The organism is Lactobacillus leichmannii, assembly GCF_024701915.1.
In the GTDB taxonomy this organism is placed as follows: domain Bacteria; phylum Bacillota; class Bacilli; order Lactobacillales; family Lactobacillaceae; genus Lactobacillus; species Lactobacillus delbrueckii.
This window is the reverse complement of record NZ_QOCY01000030.1, coordinates 1-18,559: the sequence shown is the minus strand read 5'-3', so window position 1 is coordinate 18,559 and position 18,559 is coordinate 1. Positions and strand designations below refer to the sequence as shown.

At 46.8% G+C, this 18,559-nt stretch carries 17 protein-coding genes and 1 riboswitch; of the genes, 12 read left to right on the top strand and 5 right to left on the bottom strand.

Annotated features, from left to right (window positions below; translation table 11 throughout):
* On the top strand, positions 1-559 hold a 559-nt coding region (locus DS743_RS03325), incomplete at its 5' end, for an RNA-guided endonuclease TnpB family protein (RefSeq protein ID WP_258945809.1).
* Between the two features lie 267 nt (positions 560-826).
* On the opposite strand, the gene dapF is transcribed toward DS743_RS03325, so the two are convergent.
* The gene (dapF, locus tag DS743_RS03320) at positions 827-1,813 is read right to left on the bottom strand and encodes a diaminopimelate epimerase (protein WP_035184492.1); all 987 of its coding nucleotides are present in this window, start codon (positions 1,811-1,813) and stop codon (positions 827-829) included.
* Between the two features lies 1 nt (position 1,814).
* A complete protein-coding gene (locus tag DS743_RS03315) occupies positions 1,815-3,188 on the bottom strand; it encodes an aspartate kinase (protein WP_035171744.1) in 1,374 nt (457 codons plus the stop codon).
* A 220-nt stretch (positions 3,189-3,408) separates the two neighbouring features.
* A riboswitch (Lysine riboswitch) is annotated at positions 3,409-3,585 on the top strand.
* A gap of 115 nt (positions 3,586-3,700) precedes the next feature.
* Here DS743_RS03315 and dapD point away from each other — a divergent pair.
* The 8 genes from dapD to DS743_RS03275 all read left to right on the top strand — a co-directional run bounded on the left by dapD (position 3,701) and on the right by DS743_RS03275 (position 10,636).
* Complete coding sequence (gene dapD / locus DS743_RS03310; protein ID WP_035184490.1) at positions 3,701-4,414, top strand: 2,3,4,5-tetrahydropyridine-2,6-dicarboxylate N-acetyltransferase; 714 nt, start codon at positions 3,701-3,703, stop codon at positions 4,412-4,414.
* Between the two features lie 60 nt (positions 4,415-4,474).
* Positions 4,475-5,629 carry an N-acetyldiaminopimelate deacetylase gene (locus tag DS743_RS03305; RefSeq protein ID WP_035184487.1) on the top strand — a complete coding sequence of 385 codons (1,155 nt, stop codon included), beginning with the start codon at positions 4,475-4,477 and terminating at the stop codon, positions 5,627-5,629.
* Between the two features lie 22 nt (positions 5,630-5,651).
* Positions 5,652-6,581: a 4-hydroxy-tetrahydrodipicolinate synthase gene (gene dapA, locus DS743_RS03300; RefSeq protein ID WP_035184484.1), complete on the top strand. Its 930-nt coding sequence runs from the start codon at positions 5,652-5,654 to the stop codon at positions 6,579-6,581.
* Between the two features lie 2 nt (positions 6,582-6,583).
* Positions 6,584-7,363 (top strand): 4-hydroxy-tetrahydrodipicolinate reductase, encoded by a 780-nt coding sequence (gene dapB / locus DS743_RS03295; protein WP_013439603.1) that lies wholly within the window; start codon positions 6,584-6,586, stop codon positions 7,361-7,363.
* 36 nt (positions 7,364-7,399) lie between these two features.
* The gene (locus DS743_RS03290; protein ID WP_003614359.1) at positions 7,400-8,581 is read left to right on the top strand and encodes an aminotransferase class I/II-fold pyridoxal phosphate-dependent enzyme; all 1,182 of its coding nucleotides are present in this window, start codon (positions 7,400-7,402) and stop codon (positions 8,579-8,581) included.
* Between the two features lie 116 nt (positions 8,582-8,697).
* Complete coding sequence (locus tag DS743_RS03285; protein WP_003614261.1) at positions 8,698-9,285, top strand: peptidylprolyl isomerase; 588 nt, start codon at positions 8,698-8,700, stop codon at positions 9,283-9,285.
* A 31-nt stretch (positions 9,286-9,316) separates the two neighbouring features.
* Positions 9,317-9,853, top strand: a complete 537-nt coding sequence (locus DS743_RS03280; protein WP_003615191.1) for an SLAP domain-containing protein — start codon at positions 9,317-9,319, stop codon at positions 9,851-9,853.
* A gap of 225 nt (positions 9,854-10,078) precedes the next feature.
* A complete protein-coding gene (locus DS743_RS03275; RefSeq protein WP_035184482.1) occupies positions 10,079-10,636 on the top strand; it encodes a GNAT family N-acetyltransferase in 558 nt (185 codons plus the stop codon).
* A 1,159-nt stretch (positions 10,637-11,795) separates the two neighbouring features.
* Here DS743_RS03275 and DS743_RS03270 read toward each other — a convergent pair.
* Positions 11,796-13,265 carry an FAD-dependent oxidoreductase gene (locus DS743_RS03270; RefSeq protein WP_072544189.1) on the bottom strand — a complete coding sequence of 490 codons (1,470 nt, stop codon included), beginning with the start codon at positions 13,263-13,265 and terminating at the stop codon, positions 11,796-11,798.
* Positions 13,266-13,396: 131 nt separating this feature from the next.
* Between DS743_RS03270 and DS743_RS03265 the strand changes: the two genes are divergently transcribed.
* Positions 13,397-14,245, top strand: a complete 849-nt coding sequence (locus DS743_RS03265; protein WP_035184481.1) for a LysR family transcriptional regulator — start codon at positions 13,397-13,399, stop codon at positions 14,243-14,245.
* Positions 14,246-14,487: 242 nt separating this feature from the next.
* Positions 14,488-14,634 carry a hypothetical protein gene (locus tag DS743_RS03260; RefSeq protein WP_011543906.1) on the top strand — a complete coding sequence of 49 codons (147 nt, stop codon included), beginning with the start codon at positions 14,488-14,490 and terminating at the stop codon, positions 14,632-14,634.
* 63 nt (positions 14,635-14,697) lie between these two features.
* Here DS743_RS03260 and DS743_RS03255 read toward each other — a convergent pair whose 3' ends face one another.
* Together DS743_RS03255 and DS743_RS03250 are read right to left on the bottom strand one after the other, a co-directional pair.
* Positions 14,698-16,572 (bottom strand): FtsX-like permease family protein, encoded by a 1,875-nt coding sequence (locus DS743_RS03255; protein ID WP_035184480.1) that lies wholly within the window; start codon positions 16,570-16,572, stop codon positions 14,698-14,700.
* A gap of 22 nt (positions 16,573-16,594) precedes the next feature.
* Complete coding sequence (locus DS743_RS03250; protein ID WP_035184478.1) at positions 16,595-17,347, bottom strand: ABC transporter ATP-binding protein; 753 nt, start codon at positions 17,345-17,347, stop codon at positions 16,595-16,597.
* Positions 17,348-17,566: 219 nt separating this feature from the next.
* On the opposite strand from DS743_RS03250, the gene DS743_RS03245 reads away from it, so the two are divergent.
* Positions 17,567-18,559, top strand: a 993-nt coding sequence (locus DS743_RS03245; protein WP_258945808.1) for an IS1634 family transposase, incomplete at its 3' end; no start/stop codon positions are given.

Genomic DNA, 18,559 nt, shown 5'->3' with positions numbered 1-18,559 from the left:
CGGCAAGCGAAACGCAAATCGGCAGCCTTATATGAACCTGCGCTGGCAGCTCAATCAGCAGCTTGAGCTGCTGGAGAAAAAGGACAAGCCTTTGTCCAAGACAGCTTCGAAGAAGAAAATAAAACTGCTTGGCAAGCTTAAGAATCTGGAGCAAAACGATATCGGCAGAAAGTCGTATGACAAGAGCTACCGGTCAGCGCAAGAAACTGTCAGAAGCTTTATCAACCATGCGATAAACAGAATGATCGAGACAGAGCATCCGGCGGTCATTGCCAAGGAAGACTTGACGTTCGTAAAAGAAAAAGGCGTCAAATCAGATAACAGCAGATTCGCAAGAAAGATGCGCAAACGCTTGAATTCATGGACTAAGGGCCAACTGGATGAGCGCATTGTATATCTTTCAAGCAAGAATTCGATTGAAACTCATGATGTCAATCCAGCATATACTTCTCAGTACTGTCCAATCTGCGGGCAGCATTTTGAGGAAAGATACGGCAGTCATCATGAACTGACCAAATGCAAGAAATGCGGCGAGACACTGCTTCGAGATGCATCATGATATGCTTGCCCGCTTTTTGCGGGCAAGATGCCTTTCCGACTGCCAGGCTAAAAGTTTCCAGTGGGGCAGATAAAAAGCTATTGGATAATGCCATTTGGCGTTATTTGACAGCCAACCGTACTCACTGACCTTAACTTCAAAAGGTTAAAAATCTGATTTCTTTTGTCAAGTTGAATCTACCCATAGATTTAACTAGAAAGAAATATCAGAAAAACTTACCAATATTGATGTGATTATCAAGATTTAGTAAGTTTTATGATTCGGATGCTACTTGGTCAGCTGGTCAACGAAAGCCAGGTATGCAGCTTGTTCACCAGTTTCTTTGGTCTTCACCGCCTCCAGCTTAACCTGGCCGCTGTGCAGCTGGTCTTCTGGAATTTCAATAGTATGGGTTTCAGTCGCGTTGCCGATCAGTTCGATCCAGTAGCCGTGATCCTTTTGGTGCAAGACGGTCTTGACCATACCGCCAGGATTGTAGACAGAGATCTCTTTTTCAAAGTGGCCCAGGTCCGGGTGAGTCAAGGCAAAGGCCAATGAGCTGGCTGACATCCCTGTCCCGCAGGCGTTAGTAAAGCCAACGCCCCGTTCGTAGGTTCTGACAAAAAGCTGGCTATCGCCGCGGATAACGGTGTAGTTGATGTTGACCCCGTCTGAGAAGTATGGATTTTCTCCATTCAAGTAGGCACCAAGCTCTCCTAAGACCGGACTTTCCAGGTCTTCTTCTTTGATAAAGGCGATGAGGTGGGGATTAGGCACGGCTAGAGCACTAAAACGCCAGCCTGGAACCAGTTCTGGTACCAGAGTGTCCAGCAGGCGGTCATGTCCCAAATTGTCAAAAGGCAAAGATTCTTTATTGAAGCGGACAGGGGAGATTTCTACCCCGAAAGCCGGCACTCCTTCTGCAAAGTCATCAGCTTGCCGGACGGCCAGGTCAGCGTACATGGTTTCCACCTTAAACTGGCTTTCTCCGGTCTTTTCGTGCAAGTAGCGGGCAACTGTTCTAAGACCATTGCCGCACATTGAGGCTTCACTGCCGTCAGTGTTGATAACCCGCATCTTGCCTAAAGCGCCTGGGTGTCTTGATTCCTCAACTGACAGGATGCCGTCAGCTCCGCCAAGCAGGCCAGTCTTGTGATCAGTAAGTGTCTGGGTCAATTGCCGCAGTTCATTATCAGTCAGCGGATTTTCCAGTTCAGTCTGGTCCAGAATGAAGAAGGAATTCTGTGAGCCATGGACTTTCAATAATTTAGTCATCTTATTCTCCTTGTGCTTCTTGCTTGAAAAAGTAGTCGTAAATCGCGGCTACCGCCCGGTCGGCATCTTTAGCTGCCGTGCCCAGCATGATAGAAATTTCGGAAGCCCCTTGGTTGACCATCCGGAGAGAAATACCCTCTCTGGCTACAGGCGTGGCAATATCCCGGATGACCCCGATACGGTCCCTCATCCCTTCACCGACCAGCATGATAATCGCGTAATTGCTGATCCATTCCAAGTGGTCAGGACTGACTTCATTTTGAATTTCATTGCAGATCTGGTCGATCAATTCATCGTTTAATGTGTCCCGGTCAAAGATCAAAGTCAAATCGTCAATCCCGGTTGGCATGTGTTCATAGGACAGTTTGTACTTGTTTAAGATTTGCAGGATGCGGAGGGTAAAGCCAACTTCCTTGTTGAGCAGGTACTTGTGCAGGTAGAGGGCACCAAAGTGCTTGCCGCTGGCGATCCCGGTAATGACGGTTTCAGGCTTGAAGCCTTTTTCCGGTACGATCATGGTCCCGCGCTTTTCCGGGTGCTGGGTATTCTTCACATTGATTGGAATCTGCCCTTGAATGGCCGGGATCAAGGCTTCATCGTGGAAGACAGAGAAACCAGCATAAGACAATTCCCGCATTTCCCGGTAGGTCATCGTGTGGATCGGCTGTGGCTGGTCAACAACCTTCGGGTTAGCGGAGAAAATAGCATCGACATCAGTAAAGTTTTCATATAAGTCAGCGTGGAAACCTCTGGCCAAAATCGCCCCGGTAATGTCTGAACCACCTCTTGAGAAGGTAGCAATATGGCCAGCCAGAGTATAGCCGTAAAAGCCTGGGAAAATCAGCTTTTCGTCAGCGTCATAGGCAAAGTTTTCCAGGAGCTGGTAGCTTTCCGGGTTGACAGAGGCATTGTTTGGACTACCGGTAACGATGATCCCGGCATCTTTAGGATCAACATAGCGGGCCTTTACCCCTTGGCTTTGCAGAATCTTCGCAATCAGCTTGGCGTTAAGCCGCTCGCCGTGGGCCTTAAAGGTCGCCTGCAGATAGTTCTTGTTTGGATAGTGCTCCTTTGGCAAATTCAGCAGGATTTCTTTCAAGGGCAAGATTTCTTCGAGCGGCAAGTTAAAGTACTCGCCGATTTCAACGTAGCGCTGGAAGATCCGGTCAGCAACTTCAAGCCCGTTTCTGCCATGGTTGATTTCATGGGCGTACTTGATCAAAAGGTCAGTGACCTTGATGTCATCGTCAAAGCGTTTGCCTGGTGCAGACGTAACGACAACTTGTCTTTCAGCTTCAGCGGTAATAATCTTCAAAGCATTTTCTACAGCAGGACCGCTAGCCAGGGAACTGCCGCCAAACTTAACAACTTTCATGGGCTACTCTCTTTCGTGTTTGTCTTTAATCATAATTTAAGTTTAATCAGAATGGACTTTACCATTTTTCTCTGGAAAATGCAAAGAAAGATTCTGAAAATTCATGATAATCGCCTTCTAAACATTCTGATACCAGTGCTTGAGGAAGCTTGAAATAAAAATATGCAAATAAAAAGCTGAAAAGCTGTTGACAAGATGAGGCCAATATTATAAACTGACTACAAATTGAAGAGGCGCAACCGACAAGAGTAAGGCAAGGGAGCCAGCCAGGCGGAGAACTTGCAAGAAAGGGGAGGTTGCCGAAGCGTCCGTTTTGGCAAGGCGGATTGGCTGGGCTATGGCTTAAGAGGCCATGGACTGTCGCAGGGAAGGTACCTGCGTTGCGCTTGCAATTTGACGAGAGAATTTGATTTTGAATTTTTCGGGCTCCAGATTGTTAAGGCAACCTGGAGCTTTTTCTTTGTCTCTTCGAAGTAACAGAAACAGATGCAGATTAGAAAGAGAAAGATATTATGGCAGAATTAGACGCGCAAAGCATTATCAACTACATTGGTTCAGCACCAAAGAAGACCCCGGTTAAGGTTTACTTGCGAGGCGCCGGCCTTGATCAAGTCACTTTCCCAGATGGAACGGATCCTTTTGTTAGCGGTCAAGCTGGCGTAGTCTTCGGCGATTGGCAAGTTCTTAAGCCGTTTTTAGCAGAACACGAAGCTGACTTTGAATCTGTCCGCGTGGAAAACACGGCCCGCAATTCAGCCGTTCCTTTGCTGGACCTTAAAGAAATCAATGCCCGGATCGAACCAGGCGCTATTATCCGTGACCAGGTCTTGATCGGTGATAACGCGGTTATCATGATGGGGGCGGTAATTAATATTGGCTCGGAAATCGGTGCCGGCTCAATGATCGACATGGGCGCGATCTTAGGTGGCCGGGCGATCGTCGGCAAGAACTGCCACATCGGTGCCGGTACGGTCTTAGCCGGGGTGGTTGAACCAGCTTCTGCCTTGCCGGTCCGCATTGACGATAACGTTCTGATCGGTGCCAACGCGGTTGTCCTGGAAGGCGTCCACGTCGGTGAAGGTGCAGTTGTAGCAGCGGGTGCGGTTGTGACCAAGGATGTGGCTCCGCACACGGTGGTTGCCGGCGTTCCAGCCAAGGTAATCAAGGAAGTCGATGCCAAGACAGAAAGCAAGACCGGCCTGGAAGAAGACCTGCGTAAGCTGTAAAGAGTCAAGTTAAAGTAAACAAAACAGACATAAGTTAGTCCACATTAAGGAAGTTTTTCAATGGCAGTATTGACCGAAGCCGAGTTGCTTCAAATCCGGCGCCAACTCCACCAGATCCCGGAATTGGCTTTAAAAGAATATCAAACCCATGCTTATCTCTTGGATGTGATCAAGCAGATGAAGCAAGACTACCTGGAAATCAGGGAACCAGCAGAATTGCCAACCGCGCTCCTGGTTCTGGTCAAGGGGTCAAAGGCTAAACGGACCATCGGCTACCGGGCGGATATTGATGCTTTGCCGGTAACTGAAGCAACCGGCCTGCCATATGCTTCCAAGCACCAAGGTGTGATGCATGCCTGCGGGCACGACATCCATATGACGGTTGCTTTGGGTGTTCTCAGCTACTTTAGCGAGCATCAGCCAACTGACAACCTCCTGTTCTTCTTCCAGCCGGCTGAAGAAAGCGAGAGCGGCGGCATGAAGGCCTACCAGCTGGGACTTTTCACCGGTAAGTGGCATGTTGATGAATTCTACGGCCTGCATGATAACCCAAGTCTGCCGGCTGGGGCGATTGGCTGCCGGAACGGCACCTTGTTTGCCGGAACGACTGAAGTCAACATTGATATTCAAGGCAAGGGCGGGCACGCTGCCTTCCCGCAATTGTCAAATGACGCGGTTGTCGCGGCAGCGGCCTTGATTATGCAGGTCCAGACCATCATTTCCAGAAATATTGATCCGGTTCAAAGCGGGGTTATCACCTTGGGCAAGTTGACTGCCGGCAAGATCAGAAATGTAATCGCCGATTCAGCCAGAATTGAAGGCACGATCAGGGGACTTACCCAAAGCATGATCGAATTGATCGACAAAAGGCTGGCCGAAGTCTGCCAGGGAATTGAGCTGAGCTTCGGCGTCAAAGTCAAGCTGGAACTCAACCAAGGCGGCTACTGGCCAGTTGAAAATAACCCGGAATTAACTGAAAACTTCATTAAATACATGAAGCAGGCTGACGGGGTTGAATATGTCGAAACGGCCCCGGCGATGACCGGGGAAGACTTCGGCTACCTCCTGGCTCAGATCCCGGGAACCATGTTCTGGCTGGGTATTGAGGACGATTCACCCCTGCACTCAGCGACATTAACCCCCCAGGAAAGTTCAATCAGCCGCGGCATTGCGGCAATTACCGGTTTTTTGGAATACCGGATGACAGAAGACTAAGGAAACAATAGAGGCAAATACAATGAACCAAAACTTACAAAACGCGGACTTACTGACAGCAATCATTACGCCTTTTACGGAAGACGGACAGATCGACTTTGCCAGCTTGACTGAATTAACCAACAACTTGATTGACCAGGGCTCTAACGGCTTTGTGATTGGCGGGACAACTGGTGAGACGCCAACTTTGACCCATGACGAAAAGATCGCCTTGTACACCCGCTTTGGTCAGATTGTAAATGGGCGTGTACCGGTTATTGCCGGCACGGGCAGTAACAACACAGCGGAAACCATTGCTTTTACTGAAGAAGTTGCCCAGATCCCGGGCATCGACTATGCTTTGGTTGTCGTTCCGCCATACAACAAGCCAAACCAGCGGTCAATGATCGCTCACTTTACGGCAGTTGCTGACCAGGTTCACATTCCAGTAGTCATCTACAACATTCCGGGCCGGACTGGGGTTAAAATGGAAGTGTCAACTATTTTACAGCTGGCCCAGCATCCCAATATTGCCGGTATCAAGCAGTGCGCCAGCCTGGAAGAAATCGAAGAGATCGTATCCGGCCGGCCAGTAGACTTTGCCGTCTTTACCGGCGAAGATGCCCAGGCGCTGACGGCCAGAATTTTGGGCGCTGACGGGGTCATCTCAGTTGCCAGTCACCTGTACACCCCAAGAATGCGGGAAATGTACGATGAACTTTACGCGGGCAACTTTGCCTTGGCCGGCAGCCTGCAGCGCTGGCTGACCCCGCGGATGAACGCCCTGTTCATGTTCCCGTCACCATCACCAGTTAAGGCGGCTTTAGCTGCCATGGGTTACCAAGTAGGCGGCTTACGGTTGCCGCTTGTAGCTTTGAACGATGAAGAAAAGGAAGAACTCGCCACTGCTTTGAAGCTGCCGAAGGATGCATTAGCTGGTCAGCTGACGCGTGATATGTTAGAAGGAGATTAAGAATGCCAAGAATTTTATTGGCCGGTTTTGCCGGCTCAATGGGCCAGCAAGTCGTTAAATTAGTAGCAAGCCTGCCAGACTTTGAAATAACGGCCGGCCTGGCCCACCGTTTAAAGAGCAGCGATCCAGCAGACTATGGCCTGCCAGCAAGCGCTAAGCTGTACACCAGCCTGGATGAAATTCCAGCCGACGCAGCAGATATCTGGGTTGACTTTACTGTACCAGCCTCTGTCTACCAAAACGTCCGCTATGCCTTGGAAAACGGCTACCGGCCAATCGTAGGGACGACTGGCTTGACTGACCAGCAAGAAGCCGAGTTGAAGCAATTGGCCAAGGAGAAGGGAATTGGCGGCTTGATCGCTCCTAACTTTGGCATGTCAGCTGTTTTATTGATGAAGTTTGCCCAAGAAGCAGCTAAGTACTTCCCAGACGTGGAAATCATCGAAATGCACCACGAAGACAAGAAGGATGCTCCATCAGGCACGGCCTTGGCCACAGCCAAGCTGATCGCTGAAGTCCGCGAGCCCCACCAAACAGCAGCAGACACGACAGAAAGCCTGCCAGGGGCAAGAGGCGGCGATTACCAAGGCATCAAGCTGCACGCGGTTCGCTTGCCAGGCTACGTCGCTCATGAACAGGTGCTTTTTGGCGGCAAGGGGGAAGCCTTGACCATCCGGCAGGACTCCTTTGACCGGTCATCCTTCATGAGCGGGGTCAAGGTTGCCTTGGAAAAGGCAGCTGACTTAAACCAGCTCTATGTCGGCCTGGAAAACATTTTGTAGACAGTATTCTTTGTTTTTTATAGAAAGACGATCATCATGCCAGAAACAGATCCTAACTTGCGGGATTTAGGCAACAGAAATCTTGCTAAAATCGCGCCTTCAGCCATCCGGGCTTTTGACGAAGAAATCTCCCAGATTCCGGGAATCATCAAGCTCACCTTGGGGGAACCAGACTTCGCGGTGCCAGATCATGTTAAAAGGGCCGCTATTCGGGGAATTGAAGCAGACGACTCCCACTACGGGCCATCAAAAGGGAAGCTGGCCCTGCGTGAAGCTATCAGCAAGTATCTTGCGGCAAGCAGACAGGTTGACTATGACCCGGAAACTGAAGTTATTGTCACTGACGGGGCAACTGAAGCAATTACGGCAACTTTACTGGGACTTTTAAATCCAGGTGATAAGGTTTTAGTGCCAACACCAGTCTTTTCCCTTTATTTCACCAACATTGAAATGGCAGGCGGGGAAGTGGTGATGATCGACACCTCAGATACTGGCTTTAACTTGACGCCAGAGCGGCTGGAAGCGGAGATTGAGGCGGCCGGCGACCAGGTTAAGGCAATCATGCTCAACTATCCATGCAACCCAACAGGGCGGACTTATTCCAAAGCTGAGTTAACTGCTTTAGCGGAAGTGATCAAGAAGCACCATTTGCTGGCAATCTGTGATGAAATCTACAGCGAACTGACTTACGACCAAGAACATTTCTCTTTGGCTACTTTACTGCCAGGACAGGTAATCTTGATCAGCGGCTTATCTAAGTCACATGCCATGACCGGCTACCGGCTTGGATATATCGCGGCTCCGGCAAGTTTACTGCCAAATGTGGCCAAGGCCCACAGCTTCATGGTGACCTGCGTGGACAATATCGCCCAAGACGCGGCAATTGAGGCTTTGACCAAGGGGCTTGACGATCCAAAAGAATTTAAGGCAGCCTACCAGCGCCGGCGGGACTTCATGGTTGATAATCTGACCAAGCTGGGCTTTGAAATGGCCGTACCGCAAGGGGCATTTTACATTTTTGCCAAGATTCCGGAGAAGTTCGGCAGTGATGACTTTGCTTTCGCCAAAGATGTGGCTAAGAAAGCCAGAGTTGGTCTGATTCCAGGCAGCGTGTTTGGTAAAGGATCTGCTGGCTATGTCCGCTTTTCTTACGCGGCAGCCGATGACAAGCTGGCAGAAGTAGTCAAGCGGCTTGGTGAATACGTTGCTCAGCTCTAATATTTTTCCTAAGACAGCAGTTTGCTGTCTTTTTTCAGTTTGCTGTCTTTTTTTATGCCGAATGATATAATTTAGAAAGAATCTAAAGAATTAGTATGACAAGGAGCATATAAATAATGTCTGAATACCCACAACTTAACCTTGACCAAGCCAAGGGCCCAAAGGCAACTATCAAGACCAACCACGGCGACATCGTCATTCAGCTTTTCCCAGAAGAAGCACCAATGACTGTTGAAAACTTCGTCCGCCTGGCACAAAAGGGCTACTACGACGGCGTAACTTTCCACCGGGTGATCAGCGACTTCATGATCCAAGGCGGGGACCCGGAAGGTACTGGTGCCGGCGGTCAAAGCATCTGGGGCCACAACTTTGAAGACGAATTCTCAAACGAACTCTTCAACCTGCGCGGGGCTTTGTCAATGGCTAATGCTGGTCCAAACACCAACGGTTCACAATTCTTCATCGTGCAAAACAAGAACATGCCAAAGCGCTTCATTCAACAATTGCGCGATGCCCAATACCCAGAAGAAGTTGTCAAGGCTTACAAGCAAGGTGGTACGCCATGGCTTGACCACAGACACACTGTTTTTGGCCATGTAACTGAAGGCATGGATGTCGTTGACGAAATTGCCAAGGTAGCCAAGGACGGCAACGACAAGCCACTTGAAGACGTGGTAATCACGACTGTTGAAATTGCTGACTAAGAGTAAGTAAGAAAGGTTTGCGTGAACAAGAGTGAAGTTAAAACGGGTTTGGCTCGTTAAGTTAATATTTGTACTGGCTTTTGCCATTATTTTGGCGCCAAAGGCAAAGACTACGGCAGCTTCAGATGCTGACAAACCGTTTTACAAGAATGCCATGGTCAACACTTACGTGTATGACGAAAAAGGCAAACGGACCAAGGACAAGAAGATCCTGGCCGGTAAAGCCGTTGGCTGCTACAGCATGATTAATTATGTTGGTGACAAGCCATATATCATGATCGGCCAAAACAAGTACGTGGCATATATGAACGTGGTTGGCTTAGATTGCCAGTTGAACCATAACAGCTACATTTATTCCAGCAGTGGCAAGCGGATGAAGAATTCCGGTGTCTTGCTGAAGAATGGCCTGGTAACTGTCTATGGCGGCAAGAAAAAAATCAATGGCAGCAAGTACTGGGCAATCGGCGTTGGCTTGTACGTTAAGGCAAACAACGTTGAAACGCCTAAGGGCGAAGTCACTAGTGATCCAAACACACAGAACCAAACAACTGAACCGCAAACATCTTAAACTTGAGCACTGCAAATGCAGTGCTTTTTTGGTTGGAGGGGATACGATTTCGTTTTTAGCTAATGGTTCGAATAATACATATTATGTAAAGTTGAGTAGCAAAAATCGCGAGAGAGGACGCTGCTTAGCCCCAGATGATCATTTTGCCCGGTAGTATTTAATACTGCGCTCTGATATAATTCAGATAATCTTTTTAGCAATTGCTTTTGGATTGGAGATGAGTTTATGTTTAGCTACAAGATCAACGATGAATTAGAGTTAGCCGTGCCAAGATTGACTGACGGTGAAGCTCTGTATGACTTAATTGACAGAAACCGGGACAATTTATCCTACTACTTGCCTTGGGTTGACCACGTTCATGACGTGCAAGCTGAGACTGACGCTATTAGGCGTGGTTTAGTCAGGTTTGCTGAAGGCAAAGCCTTAGACCTGCACATTTGGTATCATGGCCGTTTAGCTGGCAAAGTCAGCTTGAATTCAATTGATGCTGTGTATTCTGAGGCAGATATCGGCTACTTTTTAGGCAAAGAATTCCGCGGACGCGGAATCATGACGCTGGCTACCCGGGCTATCATCGATATCGCCTTTGGGGAATATGGCCTACACAGAATTATGCTGCAGTGCGCTGTAGACAATCTGCCAAGCAATAATGTGGCTAAACGGCTAGGGATGCGGTTTGAAGGCTGCCATAAGGGCCGGTTGATCCTTAGAGACGGCTATCATGATAGTAGTGAGTACGCGGTGCTTGCTGAAGAATGGCCTGATGTGCAGGAAAAGTACTAAGCTACCCTTTGCTTGAAGCTCAAAGTTTTACCACTGATTTCTTACGTGTGTTAGTTTAAAACTATAATTTTAATGACAGAAGTTCGAGATGCCCTTTTGGCTCAAGGATTTGCTTTATAGCAATTTTACTGAGTTTTTGGGCATTTTTTATTTTTCTTTTCTGCTTTTGATTTCTGTTTTATCAAGCTACAAAAAAATCTGTTTTATCAAGCTACAAAAAAATCTGTCCGTATTGCGGCAGATTCGCTAGCTAGTCTGTCAAATGACCAAGTTCAAGGATTTTGGCTGAACGACCAGATGATACTTCGCTGCTTCCTTCTTTTCACCATCAAGATTCACTTTTCACCATCAAGATTCATTGCAGCAGGCGTTGTTATACTGTCGTTGATCTTTGATTTGGGTGAAATTTGGAAGCCCCGCCGTAAAAACGTCCATTACAGAAGGCACAGAGCGTGACCAGGTCGTTAAAAAAGCAGGCCATTTTGTGGCCTATGACCTTTACTTTGGCAAACTTATAGCGGCTAATATTGCGCAGAATTGAAGCTACATATGCTGCGCTTTTAAGCGCTTTAACGTCAAGCAATCAAGGCGTCAAGTCCAAAGCAGCCAACGTTGACGCAGTAGCGCTCATCATTGACTAAAATTGTGTCAATGCCAACTGAATAGAATCATGTTTTTTCAGGGTAATTTTTGACGATTTCTTTTACATGGTCCTTGTACTCACTAAAGTAGATCTCGCAATCTCTCCCCTCCATCACCCTTTCGACATTTTTGATGAGGGAATCACTTCTGGACTGATCTGGACTTGATTAGAAAAACATGCTTCATGTACGATATCGACTTCCTTTTACAATAATTTAATGTAAGCACAAACTCGCCGGTTTGTACAGAAGCCGTAGCAAAAAGGAGGTAGCAAGGTACCGCCTCCCCTGTTCCCTCCCCCGCTTTTGGAGGTGAGTTTTTAGTTGTGCTACTAATTAGTAGCAGAAATTTGAAGAGATGGTATAATAGTGGTACAAAAATCAAGGAGATATTGGAGCCTATGGAAGTCGCTGAAGCACTGACAAAGTTAAAATTTCTGGTCAGTCATGATAGATTTAAATTGGTTGCAAGAACGAAAGCTCTACCCAAACTTTAGGTAGAGCTTTTTCTGTTCTATTTAATTCATTGCTGCATAAGCACTAGCATACCGGCCAGCAATTCGACCTGAATTCCATGCAAAAGCGTTGCTTAAGCCTTCAATTGTTGGATAAGATGAGTCATAAAGGCCTGATGCGTCATTTCCGACAGCATAAATACCATCAATTACTTGTCTCTTCACATTTAGAGCCTCAAAATGCTCATTGACTAATGCACCACCGACAGTCCCCAGGGTAGTTGAATTAGCACGAACTGCATAGAAAGGTCCCTCTTTGACCGACAAAGTCATGAAACGGTCATCTTTGTAAAGATCCATGTCTTTACCTTCTACCACCAGTTCATTGTATCGGTTAACTGTTGCAGTAAGATTTGCTGGATCAACCGTAATCTTCTCTGCTAATTTTTGAATGTTATCTGCCTTGAAGACAGCACCTTGGCTGATACCCTCATTTAAATCTTGATCTAGTTGCGGATATGGACCAACTTGATAAGTCATTGTCTTTTTATCTAACAAGCGGAAGGTTCTTTCAAATGAACTTGCCCAGTCCAAAGCTTGCTGACGTAGATAATCGACAGTTGCTTGGTCAAAAAGGAAGTAGTAGTATCCACCGATCTGGTAGACTGAATCACCCCATAATGCGAAATCATATACTACGTCTTCATTAGTAAATCGCTTGCCTTCCCGGTTAACCCATAAGAGTGGGATGTTGGTCAAGTCAAAAAGACTTGCGTTGTGCCACTTTGGATCCGTCTTTGAGTAGACAGTTGCCGCATGGTTTTCAAAAATTCTCTTGTAATCGCTAACGCCACCAGCTTCTTTGAGCATCTGCAGGCCATCACCGGTAGCTTTCCGTTCACCCATTGAGTACAGGTCATCTGGATCAATTGCTAAAGTACGCTTGATTTCGTCCTTATTGCCAACAAATCCCCCATCAGCCAAGATTACGGCTTTAGTTTCCAAGGTGATTTCTTCGCCTTTTCTGTTTGCTTTAACGGCAGTTACTTTACCCTGTTCTTGAACAATTTCTTCGGCCGAAGTTTCGGTCATAAGGACTCCGCCGCTTTCTAGAAATTTGTTCATTACTCGCTTAAATCCGTTAAATTTATCGATAAATTGGTGATAGGTTCTGGGATGCTCCTGGTGGACTTCTTGAGTGTTGGTCACTAATTCAGTCTCCAAACCTGATTCAGCCATCCAATCGATTGTGGCTGCTGATTCTTCAAGAATGGCCTTAACCATTAACGCATTAGATGAATGGTGAGTATAATTGATGATTTCCTCATAGGCATCTTTTAGGCTGTACTTCACTCCAGCTTCTTTTTGAGCCCTGCTTTCAACCGCAAATAGTCCCTGGGCACCAAACATCCCTGCACCGCCAAATTTGTCGCCTTTTTCCAATAGTGCTACTTTTGCTCCGCATTCTGATGCAGTTAATGCTGCACTGATGCCAGAAGCACCAGCTCCTACTACTACGATATCAAAGTTCATTTTGTTCTCCTTCAACAAAACTAAGTTACCTTTATCACTATGCTTATATCATAGCACGTATTATCGGTACCGCTTTCTTGATTGATGTTATGCTGTATTAAGGTTAAACTTAAAGGCAGAAGGAGAAAAATATGTACAATTCTGAACTTGATACATTTCTAGCAGTTGCAGCAGCTGGAAGCTTTAGTAAAGCAGCAAAAAAATTATATATATCTACACCAGCTGTCGTTCAGCAAATGAATCTATTGGAAAAGCGGTTAAATGTCCAGCTATTTGTTAGGAATACCCATGGTGTAACACTTACTCCAGCAGGAATTGAATTTATTCAGTGGAGCAGACAGATAATTTTTGATTGCCAACAGGCTGAGAAGGCATTAGGAAAATATCAGCAAAAAATTGTTTTTGCATCTGGGTATTTAAATGGACAAACCTTAAGTGGTCGCCTAATTCCACAATTTCAGAAGAACCATCCTAAAGCACAAATATCTTTCAGAGAGATAAATGATTATCAGCAAATACCTGCTGAAGTAGACATTTTAGAAATGGCTTATGCGAAAGAGCCACTGAGTGAACACGAATTCTCTTTCATATCCATTGTTCCTTCGCCTCTTCGAGTAGCTTTGCCAGCAAGTCATCCCTTAGCCAAGAAAAAGCAACTATCTTTACAAGACTTGGCAGCACAGGATTTGGAAATCGTAGCTCCATCTATTGCAGGTTCTGAGGATGTGATGTTAAGCAAACTTCTAAATGTTCGCCCGGCAGTTAAACTGCACTATTATAGCGTGTTTAACAAAGCAGTGGTCAATCAAGCACAGCTTACAAAGCATCTGTTACTAATTCCAGAGGCCTATTCGGAATTGTGCCATCCATATATTGTTAAACCGGTCTCTTGGTCCTTTGCAACTAGCTATGGCTTCTACTGTCGTAAACCAGTCCCCAAATTAGTACAGGAATTTATTGATCTCGCCCAAAAAAGTTAGTAGATTTTTTCACCCTTGGCATATGCTTCTTTTGCCTCGGCTAACGTCATTTTGTTTGGTCCACCATCGATATTTCATGAAACTGAAAGCAAAATAAGCACTCAGCAAAAGCAATCGTACTTTACATAACTAAAATTATGCTTAGTGCAACTAGCATCCCCCTCCCCCATCATTCCTCCCAGAAAGGTGCTATAACAAACGTATAAATCTTAGAAATACACTACTCATAGGAGGAAATTACCATGCGCAAAGCAGTACCGATGCTGGAGATTAACAAGACTGACTCTGAACGCCGGGAACTGCTCCGGCCATTCGAAATCACCCCTACTGACGGCTTTGTCTATGACTTGCGGCAAACCCCGATTTTCCAAAAAGCCTTCACCTTCTAAATCCATGCAAAAAGCGACCGAAACTATATCATGTTTCGATCGCTTTTTTGTTAAAAAAATCTATTAGTCTTGTTTAGTCTCTTCTAAAACGATTCCCTGGTAAAGCTTGACAGTAAGTAAGTAGTAAACCAGGTACAAGAGGAAGAATGCTAAGAATGGAATCCAAATCTTGTAGTAGGGGTCTGGCAGAAGAATCGTAAAGATCTTCAAGCCAAAGAGTACGTCCAGGCTGCCAAGTACCGCCGGTGCCACAAACAAGATGGCAATTTCTTTTCTAATCGCTGCCTTCAAGACGCTGTTTCTAGCCCCAAGCTTGTAGAGCATCTTGTACCGCAATTTGTCACTGGCTGCGGCTGACAGGATCTTAAACATCAGAGTTGAAGCCAGCATCATTAAGAAGGACAAACCAAGGAAAAGGCCCATAAATTCAAAGCCTGAGCACATTGCCGCGATTTGCTGGTAAAGAAACGGCTTGGTGAATTCCAGGTAGCCGTATACCATTGAGTCCTTGCTGAACAGCTGCATTTCTTGCTCAGTAAGCTTCAGCAATTTCTTGTTGTTCTTGGCAAAATCCTTAACCTTGTAAAAAGTGATGACCTTAGTCGTCAGCTTCTTTTTGGCAAAAGCTGCATCTGACAAGGCCACAAAGCCCTTGCTGGAATCTTCTGGGAAAAGGCTGGCGGCTTGAGCAGAATTTCTGACCGTAGCTGAAGTCTGCTTACCAGTTAAGGTCTTGGAAGTAACCTCAACCGTGTGGTAAATCCGCCCCTCCTTGTCAATCGCCTTCTTCTTGTCTGAAGATGCCGCGTTATACATTTGGATCTTGAGCGGCGTCTTGTCAATTTCACTTTTCTTGACATAGAGGATGCCATTTTTCTCATCAGCCTTGTAGCTGTAAGTAACTTTCTCCTCTGTACCGATTTTTTCAACCTTGTCAGCCAGCTTCTTCTGCTTGCCAACTAAGACAATATCGTAGTACATAACGTCAGTCATGGCATTCTTCAAGTTGTTGAAGTTAATGCCGACCGTAATAGCGCCAAGGGCCAGGGCCAGCATAATTGAGATGGCTGACAGGATTCTGGTATAGCCATGCAGGCGGAACTTTAACTGGCCCAGAGTGTAAGGCCGCATCCCTTTGTAGAGGAAGCTGTGTCTCTTCCGCAAAAAGTCGATGACAGCTACGAAGAAGGCGTCAAAGATTAAAAAGCTGCCCAAAACGATGGTTACTAAAGCGATCGGAATTGCCTTAAGCTGCAAAGTCGCCACATGCCACATTGCCCAGTAGCCGGTAGCCAAAAGCAGTACCCCCGCGATAGCCTGGATAGTCCGTAAGACCGGCCGGCTCTTCAGCTTGCTTGGCTTTTGATCTTCGTTTAAGAGATTGATCAGAGTAGTCTTGGTCAGCTTGACCGCGTTCCAGGAAGCGGCCAGGAAGAACAAGGCGACAAAGAAAAGCAAGGTCCAGAGAACCGCTGGCAGGTAGAGCGGATTAAAGTGAGCCAGAGTCAGCCCCAGCTGCTTGACCATCAAGGATGAGACCAGTTCAGTCAGCCCCACGCCCAAGATAATCCCAATCCCGGTTGCCAGAAGGCCAGTTACCAGGGTCTCAGCGAAGATCAGCTGGCCGATTTTGCCGCTTTTTGCCCCCAGCATCATGTACATGCCGTAGTCCCGCTTTCTCATGCTCAAGAGGAAGCTGTTGGCGTATGCCAAGTAGACCAGGGTTAAGATGGCCAGGAGGACGATCCCGAAGGAAAAAATAAACTTAGTTGCTCCCATGGTCAGCCGTCCCGCTACACTGGACTTTAAGAAAGACGGGTTAGCGGCCAGAGTCAAGAACATGTAGAAGATCATGCTGGCGGCGCTAAGGCCGGAAAACAGGACCAGGTAGTCTTTTAGCCGGCTTTTCAGCCCGGTCATTGACAATTTAAAAATCATGTTAATCCCTTTCTTTACTCAACTAGTCGGTATTTTCGCTGAGCTGGCTGATCAGCTTCTTGCAAAAGTCCTGCCGCTTCAAGTCCCCGCGCTTGATCTCTTCATCAATCAAGCCGTCCCTGATAAAGAGAATCCGGTCAGCAAATGATGCAGAAAACGGATCGTGAGTGACCATCAAGATTGAAACCTGGTCTTTCTCATTAAGCAGCTCCATCGTGTCCAGCAAGGCCCTGGAAGACTTAGAATCCAGGGCCCCGGTTGGTTCATCGGCCATCAAGATTGCCGGTTCATGAACCAAGGCTCTGGCAGCAGCAACTCTTTGCTTCTGCCCGCCGGAAATGGCTGCTGGGTACTTTTCCAAGACTTCGCTGATGTTGAGCTTAGCTGCGATCTTATCGACCTTAGAATCGATTTCTGAGCTTTTTACCCCTTGCAAAGAAAGTGGCAGGGCAATGTTTTCCCTAGCGGTCAGGTTGTCCAAGAGGTTGAAGTCCTGGAAGATAAAGCCAATTTCTTTAGACCGGAAGTCGGCCATCTGGTTCTTCTTCAGCTTGGCGATGTTTTTGCCGTTAACCGTAACCTCGCCGCTGCTTGGCTTGTCCAAGGTCGACATGATGTTCAAAAGAGTGGTCTTACCAGAACCGGAAGTCCCCATAATGGCGACGAATTCGCCCTTGGCTACGCTGAGCGAGACGCCCTTTAAGGCCTGGAACTGCTTCTCCCCTTTTTTACCGTAAGTCTTTGTAACGTTGTTGACAGTCATCACTTTTTCCATAGTTACCCCCTAAATCGTATTGGTGTATTACTGTTGTGATACACTAAATAATACTGGAGTCTTTAATGCTAACTTCCCAGAGCAATCAAACTCAAGTCCTTTGAGAAAAGGACCTAAACCCGCAAAAATACTGTATTTTTAGCACATCTTTACTTGCATTGATGTGCTTTTCTATGTTATAATTTGAGTATGATATCATACTCAATGAAGGAGGCCATCATGTACTACAACTGCCTGGTTAATATTCCTAAGAACACTGGTAAAATTTCCAGAAATAAACGGGGGAAGACTACCTACATCGAATACACTTATGCTAGAGAGTACCTTCCCGAGAAGAAATATAACGTCGCCAGAAGAACGACCATTGGGAAAGCCGATCCAGATCATCCGGGAATGATGTTCCCGAACCCCAACTTTGAAAAGTTCTTCCCTGATGTTGAGATTCCTGCCGAGGGAACGGCGGCTGAACCAGTTAATGAATCAAGAAGCAGCTGTATTCGCATCGGTGCCTTCTCCGTAGTCAGAAGAATTATTGAAGACTACAAGCTCGCTGAACACTTGAAGCGCTGGGATGACCGGGGAAAGGGACTGCTTCTTGATCTGGCCGCGTACTCTGTTATCGCAGAAAGCAACGTGGCTCAGCACTTCCCGGATTATGCCTACAACCACCCATTGATGACGCCACAGAACAAGATTTACAGTGACTCTACAATCTCGCGCTTCATTTGCGAGATCGATGACAATGACAGGGTCGACTTCTTGAACAGCTGGAATGCCACCCACGATAAGAACGAGAAAATCTACGTTTCCTATGACTCCACCAACAAGAACTGTAAAGCTGGAGATATTGAGATGGCTGAATACGGCCACCCTAAGAACGACGTTGGCGCGCCAATCATCAACTACTCGATTGCTTACGATATGACCAATGAGAAGCCCCTGCTTTACGAAAGCTATCCGGGTAGTATCGTCGATGTCTCACAGCTCAAATACATGCTGGAGAAGATTCGCGGCTATGGCTATGAGAAGATTGGCTTTATCCTTGATCGCGGATACTTCAGTAAGGCCAATATCCAGTTCATGGACTCGTGCGACTATGATTTCGTGATGATGGTTAAAGGCAGAGCCTCCTTTGTACACAGCTTGATCATGGAGCACATGGGCGAATTCGAATCAAAGAGAGCCTGCTCTATCAAGGCTTACCGGACTTAT

Excerpts from the sequence above, each read along its gene's own strand:
- dapF (WP_035184492.1), bottom strand. The coding sequence starts at position 1,813 with ATGACTAAATTATTGAAAGTCCATGGCTCACAGAATTCCTTCTTCATT.
- DS743_RS03315 (WP_035171744.1), bottom strand. The coding sequence starts at position 3,188 with ATGAAAGTTGTTAAGTTTGGCGGCAGTTCCCTGGCTAGCGGTCCTGCT.
- dapD (WP_035184490.1), top strand. The coding sequence starts at position 3,701 with ATGGCAGAATTAGACGCGCAAAGCATTATCAACTACATTGGTTCAGCA.
- DS743_RS03305 (WP_035184487.1), top strand. The coding sequence starts at position 4,475 with ATGGCAGTATTGACCGAAGCCGAGTTGCTTCAAATCCGGCGCCAACTC.
- dapA (WP_035184484.1), top strand. The coding sequence starts at position 5,652 with ATGAACCAAAACTTACAAAACGCGGACTTACTGACAGCAATCATTACG.
- dapB (WP_013439603.1), top strand. The coding sequence starts at position 6,584 with ATGCCAAGAATTTTATTGGCCGGTTTTGCCGGCTCAATGGGCCAGCAA.
- DS743_RS03290 (WP_003614359.1), top strand. The coding sequence starts at position 7,400 with ATGCCAGAAACAGATCCTAACTTGCGGGATTTAGGCAACAGAAATCTT.
- DS743_RS03285 (WP_003614261.1), top strand. The coding sequence starts at position 8,698 with ATGTCTGAATACCCACAACTTAACCTTGACCAAGCCAAGGGCCCAAAG.
- DS743_RS03275 (WP_035184482.1), top strand. The coding sequence starts at position 10,079 with ATGTTTAGCTACAAGATCAACGATGAATTAGAGTTAGCCGTGCCAAGA.
- DS743_RS03270 (WP_072544189.1), bottom strand. The coding sequence starts at position 13,265 with ATGAACTTTGATATCGTAGTAGTAGGAGCTGGTGCTTCTGGCATCAGT.
- DS743_RS03265 (WP_035184481.1), top strand. The coding sequence starts at position 13,397 with ATGTACAATTCTGAACTTGATACATTTCTAGCAGTTGCAGCAGCTGGA.
- DS743_RS03260 (WP_011543906.1), top strand. The coding sequence starts at position 14,488 with ATGCGCAAAGCAGTACCGATGCTGGAGATTAACAAGACTGACTCTGAA.
- DS743_RS03255 (WP_035184480.1), bottom strand. The coding sequence starts at position 16,572 with ATGATTTTTAAATTGTCAATGACCGGGCTGAAAAGCCGGCTAAAAGAC.
- DS743_RS03250 (WP_035184478.1), bottom strand. The coding sequence starts at position 17,347 with ATGGAAAAAGTGATGACTGTCAACAACGTTACAAAGACTTACGGTAAA.